This is a genomic window from Bradyrhizobium sp. 192, from assembly GCF_023100965.1.
Taxonomy (GTDB): Bacteria; Pseudomonadota; Alphaproteobacteria; order Rhizobiales; family Xanthobacteraceae; genus Bradyrhizobium; species Bradyrhizobium symbiodeficiens.
The window spans coordinates 546226-561490 of sequence record NZ_CP064690.1 but is presented as its reverse complement, the minus strand read 5'-3'; the positions used below and the strand labels follow the sequence as shown (position 1 = coordinate 561490).

The 15265-nt window shown below is 64.4% G+C and carries 14 protein-coding genes; 4 read left to right on the top strand and 10 right to left on the bottom strand.

The window, feature by feature from the left end:
* Window positions 1-174: 174 nt before the first annotated feature.
* Entirely contained in the window at window positions 175-1224 is a 1050-nt protein-coding gene (locus tag IVB24_RS02625) for a GGDEF domain-containing protein (protein ID WP_247774272.1), read from the top strand.
* Between the two features lie 45 nt (window positions 1225-1269).
* Here the strand turns inward: IVB24_RS02625 and IVB24_RS02620 are convergent, their stop codons facing one another.
* Window positions 1270-2967: a diguanylate cyclase gene (locus tag IVB24_RS02620; RefSeq protein WP_247771974.1), complete on the bottom strand. Its 1698-nt coding sequence runs from the start codon at window positions 2965-2967 to the stop codon at window positions 1270-1272.
* Window positions 2968-3076: 109 nt separating this feature from the next.
* Here IVB24_RS02620 and IVB24_RS02615 point away from each other — a divergent pair, with 109 nt between their 5' ends.
* On the top strand, window positions 3077-3766 hold the full coding sequence (locus IVB24_RS02615) for a YggS family pyridoxal phosphate-dependent enzyme (RefSeq protein WP_094975969.1): 690 nt from the start codon (window positions 3077-3079) through the stop codon (window positions 3764-3766).
* 47 nt (window positions 3767-3813) lie between these two features.
* Here the strand turns inward: IVB24_RS02615 and IVB24_RS02610 are convergent, their stop codons facing one another.
* Window positions 3814-4599 (bottom strand): fumarylacetoacetate hydrolase family protein, encoded by a 786-nt coding sequence (locus IVB24_RS02610; protein WP_247771973.1) that lies wholly within the window; start codon window positions 4597-4599, stop codon window positions 3814-3816.
* Between the two features lie 6 nt (window positions 4600-4605).
* Window positions 4606-5199 carry a L,D-transpeptidase family protein gene (locus IVB24_RS02605; RefSeq protein ID WP_247771972.1) on the bottom strand — a complete coding sequence of 198 codons (594 nt, stop codon included), beginning with the start codon at window positions 5197-5199 and terminating at the stop codon, window positions 4606-4608.
* Between the two features lie 179 nt (window positions 5200-5378).
* On the opposite strand from IVB24_RS02605, the gene IVB24_RS02600 reads away from it, so the two are divergent.
* Entirely contained in the window at window positions 5379-6065 is a 687-nt protein-coding gene (locus IVB24_RS02600; protein WP_008142830.1) for a response regulator, read from the top strand.
* A gap of 58 nt (window positions 6066-6123) precedes the next feature.
* Entirely contained in the window at window positions 6124-6567 is a 444-nt protein-coding gene (locus tag IVB24_RS02595; RefSeq protein ID WP_094975966.1) for a cyclic nucleotide-binding domain-containing protein, read from the top strand.
* A 115-nt stretch (window positions 6568-6682) separates the two neighbouring features.
* On the opposite strand, the gene xth is transcribed toward IVB24_RS02595, so the two are convergent.
* The 7 genes from xth to IVB24_RS02560 all read right to left on the bottom strand — a co-directional run bounded on the left by xth (window position 6683) and on the right by IVB24_RS02560 (window position 14954).
* Complete coding sequence (gene xth / locus IVB24_RS02590; RefSeq protein WP_166467599.1) at window positions 6683-7498, bottom strand: exodeoxyribonuclease III; 816 nt, start codon at window positions 7496-7498, stop codon at window positions 6683-6685.
* 167 nt (window positions 7499-7665) lie between these two features.
* A complete protein-coding gene (locus tag IVB24_RS02585; protein ID WP_094975964.1) occupies window positions 7666-8421 on the bottom strand; it encodes an outer membrane lipoprotein carrier protein LolA in 756 nt (251 codons plus the stop codon).
* Between the two features lie 151 nt (window positions 8422-8572).
* The gene (locus tag IVB24_RS02580; protein WP_247771971.1) at window positions 8573-11053 is read right to left on the bottom strand and encodes a DNA translocase FtsK; all 2481 of its coding nucleotides are present in this window, start codon (window positions 11051-11053) and stop codon (window positions 8573-8575) included.
* A 9-nt stretch (window positions 11054-11062) separates the two neighbouring features.
* On the bottom strand, window positions 11063-12277 hold the full coding sequence (locus IVB24_RS02575) for an aminotransferase class I/II-fold pyridoxal phosphate-dependent enzyme (protein WP_247771970.1): 1215 nt from the start codon (window positions 12275-12277) through the stop codon (window positions 11063-11065).
* Window positions 12278-12506: 229 nt separating this feature from the next.
* Window positions 12507-12911 (bottom strand): GFA family protein, encoded by a 405-nt coding sequence (locus tag IVB24_RS02570; protein WP_140481801.1) that lies wholly within the window; start codon window positions 12909-12911, stop codon window positions 12507-12509.
* Window positions 12912-13128: 217 nt separating this feature from the next.
* The gene (locus IVB24_RS02565) at window positions 13129-14577 is read right to left on the bottom strand and encodes an ammonium transporter (protein ID WP_094975961.1); all 1449 of its coding nucleotides are present in this window, start codon (window positions 14575-14577) and stop codon (window positions 13129-13131) included.
* A 38-nt stretch (window positions 14578-14615) separates the two neighbouring features.
* Window positions 14616-14954, bottom strand: coding sequence for a P-II family nitrogen regulator (locus IVB24_RS02560; protein ID WP_008142813.1), 339 nt, complete (start codon window positions 14952-14954; stop codon window positions 14616-14618).
* Between the last annotated feature and the right edge of the window lie 311 nt (window positions 14955-15265).

Here is a 15265-nt window from a genome sequence, read left to right as displayed (position 1 = left end):
GTGGGTTCGGCCGTCTCAAGACGGCGGACTAGGCCATAGAAGTCCTTAAGGGGTCAATGGGTTGCCGCGATTTGGAACTTTGCACGGCGTCTCCGCATAACTACGAGGGCCCACGTTGGGGTGGGATTAAGGGCTCGATGCCAATTTGCGGCCCGACGAGACCGCATGAGCACGATGGATTCCAGCTTCGACGAACCCGATTACGACTATGCCGCGTCCGTCGCCGGACGGGCGATGCGGAGCATGGCCGAACAGCGGATTGCGCCGACCCCGGCCAATTTTGCCGTTTGGTTCCTGTATTTCGCGGGCGGCCAGGACGATCTGCGCAACGCCATCGATATCCTGATCGACCACAATCGTCCCTTCGACAGCAGGACCAATCAGGACTTGTTCAAGACCTACGTCGCGCCCCAGGTGAGTGCCGCCGCCGTGGTCGACACGTCCGAGCGGCTGCAGGCGCTCATGGGGGCCGCGAAGGAATTTCTGACGACCGCGATCGCCGACAACCATTCGCAGATGCAGGTCATCAGCGAGGTGGCGGACCAGGGCAAGGCCGGCGTCGATCCGAAGGCGCTGGTCGCCCAGCTCATGAACGAGCTGGCACGGGCCGCCACGCGGGCGACACGGCTGGAAGCGGGCTTTGCGGAAAAGACCCGCGAGCTCGATGTCATCCGCGATTCGCTATCGAGGTCCGAGGAGCGCGCCCGGACCGACACGCTGACCGGCCTCGCAAACCGGCGGGCGCTCGACGAATTCCTGCGCAAGGCGCAGGCGACTGCGGCGTGGGGCGAGCCGCTCAGCATGCTGATGCTCGACATCGACCACTTCAAGGCGTTCAACGACAATTTCGGCCACGGCGTCGGCGACCAGGTGTTGCGTCTGATGGCGAAAGTGCTGCGCGAAAAGGTTCGCGAGCAGGATCTGCCGGCGCGCTATGGCGGCGAGGAGCTGATCGCGGTGCTGCCGGATGCCGATCTCGCCACCTGTGCCGATCTCGCCGAGCGCATCAGGCACGCGCTCGCCGAGTGCACGATCACCCGCCGCTCGACCGGAGAAGTCCTGCCCAGCATCAGCGTGTCGATCGGCGTGGCGCAATACCGGGCCGGCGAAGCTATCGCCGATCTGATCGAGCGCTGTGACCGCGCCCTCTATCTCGCCAAGAGCAGCGGTCGCAATCGCGTGGTGACGGAGACCGAGCTCGATCGCGCGGGGACTGCGGGTTAGCCTGTTGCGGGGCGTGCCGACGACGACGTCGGCCTTGGCTGAAGATCAGCCCGCCATCATCATGTCCGCCGCGCCGGTCTCGGTTGCCTGAACGCCGTGCTCGACGACCTTGTTGCGGCCGCGGTGTTTTGCGGCGTAGAGCGCGGCGTCGGCGGCTTCGATCAGGTCGCCGGGACGCAAGGCCTCGTTGGGCTTCGCTGCGGCAACGCCGATCGAGACGGTCACGATCATGTGGGCCGAGGTGATGTGCGGCAGGCACAGCCTCAGCACCGCCGCGCGCACCTGCTCGCCGATCTCGACGGCGCGGTTCACGTCGGTGTTCGGCAGCAGCAGGCAGAACTCCTCGCCGCCATAGCGGGCCGCGAAACCCATCGTGTCGGCGGCGATGCCGGACAGGGATTCGCCGAGCCGGGTCAGGCAGGAATCGCCTTCGAGATGGCCATAGGTGTCGTTGAACAGCTTGAAGTGGTCGACGTCGATCATCAGCAGCGCGAGGTCGCTGCCATATTGCTGCGCGCGCATCCATTCGAAGTCGAGCCGGCTCTGGAAGCCGCGGCGATTGTTGAGCCCCGACAGCATGTCGATCGAGGCCATCACCGTCAGCCGGTCGTTGCTCGCGATCAGCTCGCGCTCACGTTGGCTCAGCTGCGCCGCCATTGCGTTGAACGCGCGGGCCAGCGGCACGAACTCGGCCGGCAGGCGGTTGCGCGCCGCGCGGGCCGACAGATCGCCCTCGCCGAGACGCTTGGCCATGTCGGCGAGCATCTCGATCGGGTTGATGACGAGCTTCTCGGCGGCGATCAGCGCGCCGAGCAGGACGAACACGACGACGAAACCGAGCTGGAGATAGGCGGTACGGATGTCGCGGTTGACCGCCGCGGACACCTTGTCTTCGTCGATGCTGGCGATCAGGCGGGCGTTGGTGCCTGAGATGCGGATGTAGCTGACCGCGCGACGCGAGCCGTCGGCGGCGAGGAAGGACAATGAGCCTTCATCCTGGTCGGAACGCAGCGCCCTGTCGGCGATCGCCGACATCAGCGGCATGTTGTCGAGCGGACGGCCGACCGCACTGTGCTGATCGGCCGGCGCGGCCAGCACGGTGCCTGCGCTGTCGACCAGCACGGCGGTGATGCCGGCGCGGCCGCCGAGATTGTTCATGACCTTCGACATCCAGTCGAGGTTGACCGTGGCGAGCACGACGGCGTCGGATGTGCCGCTGAAGGCGGAGACCGGATAGACAGCCATCACGGTCGGCGTCTGCGCCGGCCGCGACAGGATGAAATCGCTCAGCACGAAGCGGCCGCTCGTTTGGGCCTGCTGAAAGTAGGGTCGGTCGCTCAGGTCGAGGCCGACATACATGTTGTTGGTCGCGCACTGGATGCGCCCGTCTGCGCCCGCGATCAAGAGCGTGCGGATCCAGGGCAGGTTCGACGGCAGGCTCGCTCGCAGCACGTCGCAGCTCTTGCCGACGCCGCCGGCGGAGGCGCGAATGAAGGCCTCCGATTTCAGGATGGTCTCGACCGACGAGATCACCTCGCGCTGCGCATCCGCGCTGTGTCTTGCGACGGTGTTGAATTCAGCCGTGGCCTGCGCGATCTGCCGCGTGCGGGTGTCTTCCAGCGAACGGATGCGCTCCAGCATCAAGGGCGCCACCAGAATCACCGCGAGCAGTGCAAGGCGCGCCCGGATTCCGAGAACCTGCTTGAGTTTCGCTCGTTTGCGGTTGAAACTGACGCTTGCCATCTTCGCTACCCCACCCCGTCGACCAAGGTAAAGCGAAGGGTTCAAAAACTCTTTCTTGAACTCGGTAAAATTGGACTTACCCAGGTTACGACCTTGATCAATCGCCGTCATGACAGATGAAAACGACAAGCCGGTAACCGGCCATTCACCAAACGCGCTCGCCGCGGTCGAAGCCGAAATCGCCCGCGCCTGCAGTGATGCGCGACGCGATCGCGCCTCGGTGACGCTGATCGCGGTGTCCAAGACTTTCGACGCGGATGCAATTATCCCGGTTATCGACGCCGGACAGCGCGTGTTCGGCGAGAATCGGGTGCAGGAGGCCAAAGGAAAGTGGCCTGCGTTAACGTCCGTTTACCCGGGCATCGCGCTGCATCTGATCGGACCGCTGCAGTCCAACAAGGCGAAAGAGGCGGTCGCGCTGTTCGACGCCATCCATTCGGTCGACCGCCCGAGCATTTGCCAGGCGTTAGCCAAGGAGATCGAATCCCAGAACAAGCACCCGCAACTCTTCGTTCAGATCAACACCGGCGAGGAGCCGCAGAAGGCCGGCATCGCTCCTGGCGAGGCCGACGCCTTCCTCGCCAGCTGCCGCGACACCTACGGGCTGACCATCTCCGGATTGATGTGCATCCCGCCGGTCGACGAGCCGCCGGCGGCGCATTTCGCGCTGACCGCCAAGATCGCCGCGCGCAACGGATTGACCAATCTCTCGATGGGCATGAGCGCAGATTTCGCCAACGCCATCATGCTGGGTGCCACCCATGTCCGGGTGGGGAGTGCGATTTTTGGGCACAGGTGAATGTTGTCCCTGCGAACGCAGGGACAACAGCGGAGCATGAAGCTACTTCATGCGAACCCCACCGACACCTTCCCGAGCACGCCGAAGTCCGCCGCGAAATGATCGCCGGCCTGGATCGGCAGCGGCGGGTGACACGTGCCTGTGGTCACCACCTGCCCTGCTCGCAAGGTGAGTCCGAGGCCGCGCAACTCGTTGGCGAGCCAGGCGAGCGCGGCGCGGGGGTCGCCGAGCACGTTCTTGCCGTGGCCGACATGGCGCTCGCCGCGCAGCGTGATCTGTGGCCGTTCCTCGACGAGATCCATCGCACGCCAGTTCGCAGTCGTCGCCGCGCCCAGCACGAACAGATGCGCGCAGGCGTTGTCGGCGATCAACTGCGCCTCGCCCGCTCTGGCGAAATCGGCAAAGCGCGAATCGGGAATCTCGATCGCAGGATGGAAGGTCTCGACGGCGGCGAGCACCTCCTCGACAGTGTAGGGCGTTGCGCGCGGCGGCAGATCGCGTCCCATGCGGAAGGCGAACTCCGGTTCGCCGACGCGCATCTGATTGCCCTTCATCGACGCGGTACCGCCATCGGCGATCACGGTGTCGCTCATGATGCGACCGGCCAGCGGCCCCGTCACGTTGATGTGCTTCTGTCCCGATACGCTCGTGGCCGCGATCTTCCAGCCGAACAATGTCCCGGGCGACGATGTTTCGAGCGCCGCCTGAACGGCGTAGCCCTCAGCGCGGCTCTGCGGCCGCAGCCGTGGCTCCAGCGCGTCAAGCTTGGTGCCGTCGCGCCAATGTTGGACGAGCACGCGCGCGGCGGCTGCGATCTGATCCCTGTCGAGCATGTACCCTCACCCGATGATGATTTTTGTTTCTGGTCCCAATCGCCGCAGCAATTGCAGCATCGCAGATTTCGTCATCGAGACGCAGCCCGCGGTCGGACCGAAATTGTCGCGGGCCAGGTGCAAAAACACCGCGCTGCCACGGCCGGCGATGCGCGGCCTGGTATTGTGGTCGATTTCGACAATGAAGTCATAGAGATGGTCGGCCCGCTTGAGCCGGTCGCCGCCCTGCCCCGCGCCGAGCCGGATTCCCCGGTTGTAATGGCGGTCTTTGGGGTCCTCGCACCATGCGTCCTCGCTGGTGATGATCCGGGCCGGCAGGAAGGTCCGCGGCCGGCTGTGCCGGTCGCCCCGCCACCACAGGCGCTTGGGACGGAAGCTGCCCCTCGGGGTGCCGCCGTCACCTTCGCGCTTGTTGGCGAGAATGCCGCCCCGGCCCAGTGCCACCGGAATGGTCAGCGTCCCGGCCGACAGCCATCCCCGGCGCGGATTCCCGGCCGCAGGCTTAACCCGGATCGCGGACAGCGGTCCGGCCCGTCGATTGGTAACGTAACTAGCTGAAGCTGCTTTATTTTTCATGTGAACGTGCAATGTCGAATTCATTACAGGACATTCATCGAACCGGCCTGCTATTCTGAGTTAGAGTGCTTCCGGCTTGTGAATCGGTAACAGCCCACTACTTCAACACGAACAACAATAATAACGGCGACCCCTAAACTTCCCCTCCCGATTGGGTGCAGCATGCATGCGCGCCGAGTCGGACTCCAAAAGGATGACCCCCTATGGCCAATGCCCGCAAGATCCTCATCGTGGATGACGATACCGATCTGCGCGATACGTTGGTGGAGCAATTATCGCTGCACGAAGAATTCGAAGCCTCCGCCGTCGATACCGGGGCGAAGGGCGCCAGCGCCGCAAAGGCCAATTCCCCCGATCTGGTCCTGATGGATGTCGGCTTGCCCGACACCGATGGCCGCGAGGTGGTCCGCTCCCTGCGCAAAGGCGGCTTCAAGGCCCCGATCATCATGCTGACCGGGCACGACACCGATTCCGATACGATTTTGGGGCTCGAATCCGGCGCCAACGACTATGTCGCAAAGCCCTTCCGTTTCGCCGTCCTGCTGGCCCGCATCCGCGCCCAGCTGCGCCAGCACGAGGCCAGCGAGGACGCGGTGTTCTCGGTCGGCCCCTACTCCTTCCGGCCCGGCTCCAAGATGCTCACCGCCGCCAATGCGCGCAAGGTGCGGCTCACGGAGAAGGAGACCGCCATTCTCCGCTTCCTCTACCGCGCAGGCCAGATGCCGGTCTCGCGCGAGACCCTGCTCCAGGAGGTCTGGGGCTATAATTCCGGCGTCACCACCCACACGCTGGAAACCCACATCTACCGCCTCCGCCAGAAGATCGAGAAGGACGCCGCCAACCCGGAAATCCTGGTTACGGAAGCCGGTGGCTACAAGCTGGTGCCGTGATACGCTCGAAGGGCGTGCGAATCGTTTTAGATCGCATGCCTTTGAGCCTCGGATCTGAATGTCAATCGACGACGACGTAGCGCTTCTCGAGCGAGTCCCGACACTGCGCCTGTTGGGAGACGCGTCGTTGCGCATGCTGGCGATCGGCTCCGAGCAGCGCAACTTCGTCCGCGGCGACACCCTGTTCAATCTCGGCGACGACGCCGATGCCGGCTTCGTGGTCCAGCGCGGCGCCTTCCGGGTTGATGACGGCGCAGGCGCCGAGATGATCGCGGGTCCCGGAGCGTTGATCGGCGAGCTCGCGCTGGTGGTGCCGATGAAACGGCCGTCGAGCGCGATCGCGCTGGAGCATTCCTCCGTCATCCGCGTCGCGCGCAGCCTGTTCCAGCGCGTGCTCGAAAGCGATCCGGCCGCCGCGGTTCGACTGCGTGATGAATTCGCGATCCGCTCCAGCCAGATTGCCAGCGATATCCTGATGGCGGGTGCGAAGCTGACATCGTGAGTTTCTCCGCTGTCATTCCGGGGCGCGACGAAGTCGCGAGCCCGGAATCCATTGAGCGTCAGAGACGGTGGATGAATGGATTCCGGCTCGCGCTACGCGCGCCCCGGAATGACAATCACACCTCCAGCGTCACCGTCACCGGGACATGGTCCGACGGCCGCTCCCAGCTCCGCGCGTCGCGCAGGATCGTGAAATCGCTGACCGCGTCTTTCAGCGCGCGCGAGACCCAGATGTGGTCGAGCCTGCGGCCGCGGTCGCCGACGGTCCAGTCGGCGGAGCGGTAGCTCCACCACGTGTAGACTTTTTCCGACATCGGAATCCGGTCGCGTGCGACGTCGACCCATTCGCCCGCGGCCAGTGCGGCCTGCAGCTTTTCGGTTTCGACCGGCGTATGCGAGACCACCTTCAGAAGCTGCTTGTGCGACCACACGTCGTTCTCCTGCGGGGCGACGTTGAGATCGCCGACCAGGATGTGGCGATCCTCGCCGCGCGGATGCAGCGGCTCGCACGCCTTCATCTCGTCGAGGAAACGGAGCTTGTGATCGAACTTCTCGTTCAGCGCGGGATCGGGAATATCGCCGCCGGCGGGGACGTAGAAATTATGCACCACCAGCGGCCTTGCGATATTGGCCTTCTCGCCGAACGACACCGAGATGTGACGCGAATCCACCTTGTCGCAGAAGGTGCGGATATCAGTCGATTCGAATGGAATCTTCGAGACGATGGCGACGCCATGATAGCCCTTCTGCCCGTTCAGCGCGACGTGCTCATAGCCGAGCCGCTTGAAGCGCTTCAGCGGAAACGCATCGTCGATGCACTTGGTCTCCTGCAGGCACAGCACGTCCGGCCGCGCGCTCTTGAGAAACTTCGCGACCAGATCGATGCGCAGCCGCACCGAATTGATGTTCCAGGTTGTCAGGGAAAAACGCATGAGAGATGCGTCTTAGCATGGATTGCAAAGGGCGGAATGCTTGTCCACAACGAGCTCTTGTAGGGTGGGCAAAGCGGAGCGTGCCCACGCGCCTGCCATGAGGCGAGAGATCGTGGGCACGGCGCAAGTGCGCCTTTGCCCACCCTACGGCTACGGTAGTCGAGCGTTTATCCCGGCGCCGGGCCGTAATTGGTGAAATCGATCTTGAACATACCGGGATCGAGCTTCTTGCTCGAATCCAGATTGTAGACCGCAATCGTGGTGTCGTATCCCTGCGGATCGGTGACGGTCCACTGCTTCAACTGGCCGTCCTTGGCGCCGAACATCAGCAGCAGCCGGCTGGTGCCGACCAGTGCCTGCTTCTCCTCGATGGTGACGCTGACGAAGACGTCGTCGGCCGAGACGTTGACGACATTGGTGTCCTTCATCAGGTCGATGCGATCCGACAGCAGGAAACGCAGCGGCGTCTGTGAGAGGGGATAGACGTCCTGGGTTGCGAGCTTGCGGTCGCGCACCACCAGCGAGGATCCGTCGGCGACGATGTCGATCGGGCTCGGCGCGTTGTACTCGAAGCGCACCTTGCCGGGTTTCTGGATGTAGAAATCGCCTTGCGTCTTGCTGCCGTCGGGACCGACCTGAACGAAATTCCCGACCAGCGTCGACAGCGACGACAGATACGCGCTGACCTTGGCGGCCTGCGCCTTCTGGTTGGCATCGAAGGTCTGGAAGATGCTGCTCGGCACGTTGCGGCGCGGATCCGGGATCACCGGATTCGGCGGTGTCTGGGTCGCGCCGGTGACTGTGGGGCCGCCGGCAGAGGCGCCGCCCTCGCGGCCCTTCGGCGCCGGTTTCGGCACCGGCACGGTCTGCGCGAATGACGATGCCGTCACCATCGCGGCGGTGACGAGAAGCACGCCGGCCACGCGCGCGCTTCGCGCAGCGATGGTGGCGGCGAATCGAATGTCCGGATGTCTGATCAACGCGTCGTCCTAACGTGGCTGGGCGTCTTTTAGCGTGATTTCGGGCAAAAGCAGATAACGATTTCGCGTGAAATGATGTCTCGAGGACCCCGCCTCACATATGGCTGTCTTCTTCCTCGACCAGAATCTCGCGCTTGCCGGCATGGTTGGCGGGTCCGACGATGCCTTCCAGTTCCATGCGCTCCATCAGCGATGCGGCGCGGTTATAGCCGATCTGCAGGCGGCGCTGGATGTAGCTGGTTGAAGCCTTGCGGTCGCGTTTGACGATCGCAACGGCCTGCTGGAACAAATCGCCGCCGCCATCCGCGCCCATGCCACTGGCGTCGAACACGGCGCCGCCGTCCTCGTCTTCGGCCGGCTCCTCGGCGGTAACAGCTTCGAGATATTCCGGTTGGCCCTGCGTCTTGAGGTGACGCACCACCTTCTCGACTTCGTCGTCCGACGCGAAAGGTCCGTGCACGCGACTGATTCGGCCGCCGCCGGCCATGTAGAGCATGTCGCCCTGGCCGAGCAGCTGCTCGGCGCCCATCTCGCCCAAAATAGTGCGGCTGTCGATCTTGGACGTGACCTGGAAGGCGATGCGGGTCGGGAAGTTCGCCTTGATGGTGCCGGTGATGACGTCGACCGACGGACGCTGCGTGGCGAGGATCACGTGCAGGCCGGCCGCGCGCGCCATCTGCGCGAGACGCTGCACTGCGCCTTCGATGTCCTTGCCGGCGACCATCATCAGGTCGGCCATTTCGTCGACGATGATGACGATGTAGGGCAGCGGATCGAGCGAGAGCTTCTCTTCCTCGTAGATCGCCTTGCCGGTCTCCTTGTCGAAGCCGGTATGTACGGTACGCGTCGGCTCTTCCCCCTTGGCCTTCAATTCGAGCAGGCGCGTATTGTAGCCGTCGATGTTGCGCACACCGAGCTTGGCCATGTTCTTGTAGCGCTCCTCCATCTCGCGCACGGCCCATTTCAGCGCGACCACCGCCTTCTTCGGGTCGGTCACGACGGGCGTGAGCAGGTGGGGAATGCCGTCATAGACGGAGAGTTCGAGCATCTTCGGATCGACCATGATCAGGCGGCACTGGTCCGGGCGCAGCCGGTAGACCAGGCTGAGGATCATGGTGTTGATGGCGACCGACTTGCCGGAGCCGGTGGTACCGGCGATCAGCATGTGCGGGGTGCGCGCGAGGTCGATGATGACGGGGTCGCCGCCGATGGTCTTGCCGAGGCAGAGTGGGAGCTTCGCGACCGAATCGACAGTCTCCTTGGCGACCAGCAGCTCGCGCAGATAGACCTTTTCGCGATGCGCGTTCGGCAGTTCGATGCCGATGGCGTTGCGGCCGGGCACGACGGCGACGCGCGCCGACAGCGCGCTCATCGAACGGGCGATGTCGTCGGAAAGCCCGATGACGCGCGATGATTTGATGCCGGGCGCGGGCTCGAGCTCGTACAGCGTGACCACGGGGCCCGGATTGGCTTTGACGATTTCGCCACGCACGCCGAAATCCTGCAGCACGCCTTCGAGCGAACGCGAATTGGCTTCCAGCTCGGCCTTGCTGAGCGGCTGGCGATCGCCGGCCTTGGGCGCGGCCAGCACTGACACGGACGGAAGCTCGAATTTGTCGGAGGATTTCTTGGCGGGGGTCTTCGGCGCGGCCTTCTTGCGCGGGGCGCGCGCGGCGGGCTGCTCTTCTTCCTCCTCCTCGTCTTCCTCTTCCTCGTGATGGTCCTCGTCGTCCTCGTCCTCGGCCTGCGGCGAGATCGAAGGCGCAGCGCGGCCGCCGCCGAGATTCGGCTCCTGGCGGCTGAACGCCACGGCCTTGGTCTTCGGGCCGCTGGAGACCAGCGAGCGGTAGGCGGCACCACACAGCCAGATCAGCCGCGCCTTGGTGCTCATCAGTGCGTGGAACAGCCAGCCCAGCGACACCGAGCCGCGATCGTTCTCTTCGTCCTCGTCGAGCGGCTTGTCGTCGTCCTCGATCTCCGAGAGCTCGTCGTCATGCTCGCGGGCGCCAAGACCGCAGGCGATCAGGAAGGTCGCGGCCATCGCGGCGAACAGGATCGTGCCCAGCACGATGCGATAGAGCGTACCGGCCGGCCCGAAAATCACTGCGGGCGCGCGCACGAGCGCATCGCCGACCACGCCGCCGAGGCCGGTCGGCAGCGGCCATGCGCCGCCATGCGGCCAGCAGCTGACGAAGCCTGCCGCGATCACCGTGCAGAGAATCCAGGAGCCGACCCGCAGCGCCTCGCGGTCGAACGGCCGGTGGGTCATCATGCGCCAGCCCCAGACCGCGACGGTCAGGACCAGCATGACGGCGCCGAGCCCGAGGATCTGCATGGCAAGGTCGGCGCCGATCGCGCCGGCATAACCGAGAATGTTGCGGATCGGCCTTGAGGTTGCGTGGCTCAGGCTGGGGTCCTGCACCGACCAGGTCATCAGCGCTGCCGAGGCGACGCCCGACAACCCGATCAGGCCGAAGCCGGTGAGCTCGCGCACGCGCCGCGCCAGTCCCTCGCGGATCGAGGGCGGCAGATGGCCGACCAGTGGAATGACACGTTCGATTGCCGACATGCTCATGGGCCCCGCCTAACCCAGAGTCTCGACCAGCCGGTGCAACGCCTGCGCCGTGGTCTCGCCATCCTGCACCAGCGCCAGGCGAATATAGCCTGCGCCGGGATTGAAGCCGTCGGGCTGCTGCCGCGCCAGAAAGCTGCCGGGCACCACGCGCACGCCGGCTTCCTTGAACAATTTCAGACACACCGAGACGTCGTCGCCGATCCCGGACGTGTTGAGCCAGACGCAGAAGCCGGCATCGGGCCGGCGATAGCCGTAGCGATTTCCGATGATCTGGTCGGCGAGATCGAACTTGATCCGGTAGAGCCTGCGGTTCTCCTCGACATGCGCTTCGTCGCCGTAGGCAAAGGTCGCGACATGCTGGAGCGGCACCGGCACCTGGGGCGCGGCGATGTTGCGCAGCTCCAGGAACATGCCGATGAATGTCTTGTCGCCGGCGGCGAAGCCGACGCGCAGGCCCGGAAGGTTCGACCGCTTCGACAGTGACTGGAACGCGGCCACGCGGGTGAAATCGGGGCCGGCACATTCGAGCGCGCTGCCGGGTGCTTCGCGGGTATAGATCTCCGAATAGCACTCGTCGCTGAGGATCATGAAGCCGTAGCGGTCGGCGAGGCTCTTCAGGCGCGTGAAGTAGTCGCGCGAGGCGACCGAGCCCTGCGGATTGGCGGGCGAGGCCAGATAGAACGCCACCGTGCGCGCCAGCGTCGCCTCGTCGATGGCGTCGAGGTCGGGCAGGAAGCCGTTCTCGACCGTGGTCGGCAGATAGACCGGCTCGCAGGCAGCGGCGCCGGCGCCGGCGCCATAGACCGGATAGAACGGGTTCGGCATCAGGATCGCGGGCTTGCCCGGACGCGGGCCGACATAACGCGCGGCTGCTATCGCGGCGAGGAACAGCCCCTCGCGGCTGCCATTGAGGACGAGAATTTCGTTCTTGGGGTCGAGCGCTCGCGGCAGCTTGAATCGCGACGACAGCCAGGCGCTCGCGGCCTGGCGGAACGGGTCGGTGCCCTGGTTCATCGGGTAGCGGCCGAAATCGGCGATGTGCTTGGCCAGCACCGGGCCGACGAAGTCAGGCACGGGATGCTGGGGCTCGCCGACGGCGAGCGAAATCAAGGGTTTGCCGGGCTGATACGGCGCCAGCAGCTCGTTCAGCCGGACGAAGGGCGAGCGCTCGTTTTTGGAGCTTCCACTGGCCTGCGGCGCACGGGTTGAAGCGGTCATGACCATTCTGGGCGCCAGCACTCTTGGAACAGCCGGTCGCGCGAAGGCCCCGGCGGGAAGCGGTTCAGTTCACCATAGATAGGGCGAGGTTAAGACGCGATTAACCATCGGCCGCCGCCTCCGTCCAGAGCAGGAATAATGGGGCCGGATAACAACGGGATGCATGGGTGGTTTTCACCGTCCCGCGGGCCTTGCGGGAGAGGGAGCGCGTCGTTCTCCCGGCTCGATTCGACCTTCAACGCCCCGGCAGCTTCTCGAACGTCGCCATCCCCGCCGGGATCGCATGGAACTCCTGCATGTCGCAGGTGTAGATCGCCATCTGCGGCTTGAACTGTTCCGGCTCGTCCAGCGTGCCGACCTTCAGGACCGCCGCGGGCAGTCCCGGAACCTTGGTCACGAGATGGGTGCCGCATTCGGCGCAGAATTCGCGCGTGACCGCGCGTTCGAGGTCCTTGCGCGTGAACTGCCTGGGCTGTCCGGTGATGTAGCTGAAGCCGGCCGCCGGCATCGCGATGAAGGTGTTGGGCGCGCCGCCCGAGATGTACTGGCACTCGCGGCAATGACACTGCGCCTGCATCATCGGGTCGCCCTCGGCCACGTAGCGCACTTCGCCGCAATAGCATCCGCCTTCCAAACGCATGACGACCTCCCGATTGTTGCTTCTTGTGGTCGATATTTCTGCGCCGCCGGTGCGGAATGGCAATCCTTTTCTTCGCGGCGCAATCAAAAACAACCCTGCCAAAAGAAAGGGGCTCCAACTTGCGCTGGAGCCCCTCAACGGTCAGGGCATTGCCGGGTATGTGCCCGAACCGTAGTTGTGGACGTGGTCTCCGGGGAGACCACGTCCGGGAGGAGACTTACATGTTGTAGGCGCGTTCGGTGTGCTCGGTGATGTCGAGACCTTCACGCTCGCTCTCGACATTGGTGCGCAGACCAACGATCACGTCGACGACCTTGTAGAGGATCGCCGAACCGATGCCCGACCACACCAGCGTGGTGCCGACGCCCCAGATCTGGGACATCATCTGCGCTGCGAAGTCGTAGTCGGCGACCTTCGGCGGGATCGCGGTGTAGTCGATGATGCCGGCGCCGCCGAGGGCGGGGTTGACGAGAATGCCGGTGCCGAGGGCGCCGACGATGCCGCCGACGCAGTGCACGCCGAACACGTCGAGACTGTCATCGTAGCCGAGCGCGTTCTTCACGACGGTGCAGAAGAACAGGCACACCACGCCGACGATCAGGCCGAGGACGATCGCGCCCATCACGCCGGAGAAGCCGGCGGCAGGGGTGACGGCCACGAGGCCCGCGACAGCGCCGGAGATGACGCCGAGCACCGACGGATGACCCTTGATGATCCACTCCGCGAACATCCACGACAGCGCGGCGGCTGCGGTGGCGACGAAGGAGTTGGTCATGGCGAGGGCAGCGCCGCCATTGGCTTCCAGGTTGGAGCCGGCGTTGAAGCCGAACCAGCCGACCCAGAGCAGCGAGGCGCCGATCATCGACATGGTCAGCGAGTGCGGAGCCATCAGCTCCTTGCCGTAACCGGTGCGCTTGCCGATCAGGAGAGCGCCGATGAGGCCTGCGATGCCGGCGTTGATGTGCACCACGGTGCCGCCAGCGAAGTCGATCGCACCCTTCTTGAAGATCCAGCCGGCGTCGGCGTTGAGCTCGTCGAGCTTGGCCTGAGCCGCGGTCTTCGCCGCCGCATCAGTGGCAGCAGCGAGCGCCTTGGCCGCATCCTGGATCAGGTCCGGACCCTGCCAGTACCAGACCATGTGCGCGATCGGGAAATAGATCAGCGTGACCCAGAGCGGGATGAACAGAGCGATCGCCGAGAACTTCATGCGCTCGGCGAAGGCACCGACGATGAGGGCGGGCGTGATCGCCGCGAAGGTCATCTGGAAGCACATGTAGATGAGCTCCGAGATGTTGGCGTCGACCGAGAAGGTTGCGGCCTTCGAGTCGGTGGTGACGCCCATCATGAAGGCCTTGGAGAAGCCGCCGATGAAGTCGGAACCGCCTGTGAAGGCGAGGCTGTAGCCGTACACGGCCCAGATCACGGTGACGACGCAGACGGTGTAGAACACCTGCATCAGGACGGAGAGCATGTTCTTGGAGCGGACGAGACCGCCGTAGAACAGCGCGAGGCCGGGGATCGTCATCAACAGCACGAGTACTGTCGATGTCAGCATCCAGGCGTTGTCTCCCTTGTTGACCGTTGGCTCGGCGTAGGCTGCGGTCGCAGCGAACAGGCCGACTGCGAGAGCCGCCAATCCCGCGCCATAGGGACGCTTGAACGTCATATTATTCACTCCTGATTGGATAAAGGTTGAGCGCGAAATCAAAGGGCCGCAGCATCGGCCTCGCCGGTGCGGATACGCACCGCGTGGTCGAGGTTGATGACGAAGATCTTGCCGTCGCCGATCTGTCCGGTTTTTGCGGCGGACGTGATGGCGTCGATGGTCTTGTCGACCTGGTCGGAGGCGACAGCGACCTCGATCTTGATCTTGGGCAGGAAGCTCACGGCATATTCGGCGCCGCGATAGATTTCCGTATGGCCCTTCTGGCGGCCATATCCCTTGACTTCCGTCACCGTGAGACCGTGAACGCCGATGGCGGTCAGGGCGTCACGGACTTCTTCCAGCTTGAATGGCTTGATAATCGCCATAACAATTTTCATGGGTCCTATCCCCGCTTGGGCCCGGTCCGGACGTGGCCGGGCGTTTCTCGACTGGTTCGCCACGAGGGAGAAAGTTCACTACGCGGGCACAGCCAGGACCCATAGAATCAAATGCCGTGCCAGATCGGGCGCGTTGCCTAACGGACTATGAAAACGGGTGTTTTCGCGGTCGACGGGTATTGCGGTGCAGTGCGCTATTCCGTCGCGCTCAAAACGTGGTCACGCCTGCTCAAAATGCGAGCATGACAGGCTGCCGACACAATGCTGCTCATGGGTCGGGCAGCCTAGAGGTAATAAAGTAGCGGCACCGC

Excerpts from the sequence above, each read along its gene's own strand:
- IVB24_RS02580 (WP_247771971.1), bottom strand. The coding sequence starts at position 11,053 with ATGAGCATGTCGGCAATCGAACGTGTCATTCCACTGGTCGGCCATCTG.
- IVB24_RS02595 (WP_094975966.1), top strand. The coding sequence starts at position 6,124 with ATGTCAATCGACGACGACGTAGCGCTTCTCGAGCGAGTCCCGACACTG.
- IVB24_RS02570 (WP_140481801.1), bottom strand. The coding sequence starts at position 12,911 with ATGCGTTTGGAAGGCGGATGCTATTGCGGCGAAGTGCGCTACGTGGCC.
- xth (WP_166467599.1), bottom strand. The coding sequence starts at position 7,498 with ATGCGTTTTTCCCTGACAACCTGGAACATCAATTCGGTGCGGCTGCGC.
- IVB24_RS02610 (WP_247771973.1), bottom strand. The coding sequence starts at position 4,599 with ATGCTCGACAGGGATCAGATCGCAGCCGCCGCGCGCGTGCTCGTCCAA.
- IVB24_RS02625 (WP_247774272.1), top strand. The coding sequence starts at position 175 with ATGGATTCCAGCTTCGACGAACCCGATTACGACTATGCCGCGTCCGTC.
- IVB24_RS02565 (WP_094975961.1), bottom strand. The coding sequence starts at position 14,577 with ATGACGTTCAAGCGTCCCTATGGCGCGGGATTGGCGGCTCTCGCAGTC.
- IVB24_RS02615 (WP_094975969.1), top strand. The coding sequence starts at position 3,077 with ATGACAGATGAAAACGACAAGCCGGTAACCGGCCATTCACCAAACGCG.
- IVB24_RS02600 (WP_008142830.1), top strand. The coding sequence starts at position 5,379 with ATGGCCAATGCCCGCAAGATCCTCATCGTGGATGACGATACCGATCTG.
- IVB24_RS02605 (WP_247771972.1), bottom strand. The coding sequence starts at position 5,199 with ATGAATTCGACATTGCACGTTCACATGAAAAATAAAGCAGCTTCAGCT.
- IVB24_RS02560 (WP_008142813.1), bottom strand. The coding sequence starts at position 14,954 with ATGAAAATTGTTATGGCGATTATCAAGCCATTCAAGCTGGAAGAAGTC.
- IVB24_RS02575 (WP_247771970.1), bottom strand. The coding sequence starts at position 12,277 with ATGGTCATGACCGCTTCAACCCGTGCGCCGCAGGCCAGTGGAAGCTCC.
- IVB24_RS02620 (WP_247771974.1), bottom strand. The coding sequence starts at position 2,967 with ATGGCAAGCGTCAGTTTCAACCGCAAACGAGCGAAACTCAAGCAGGTT.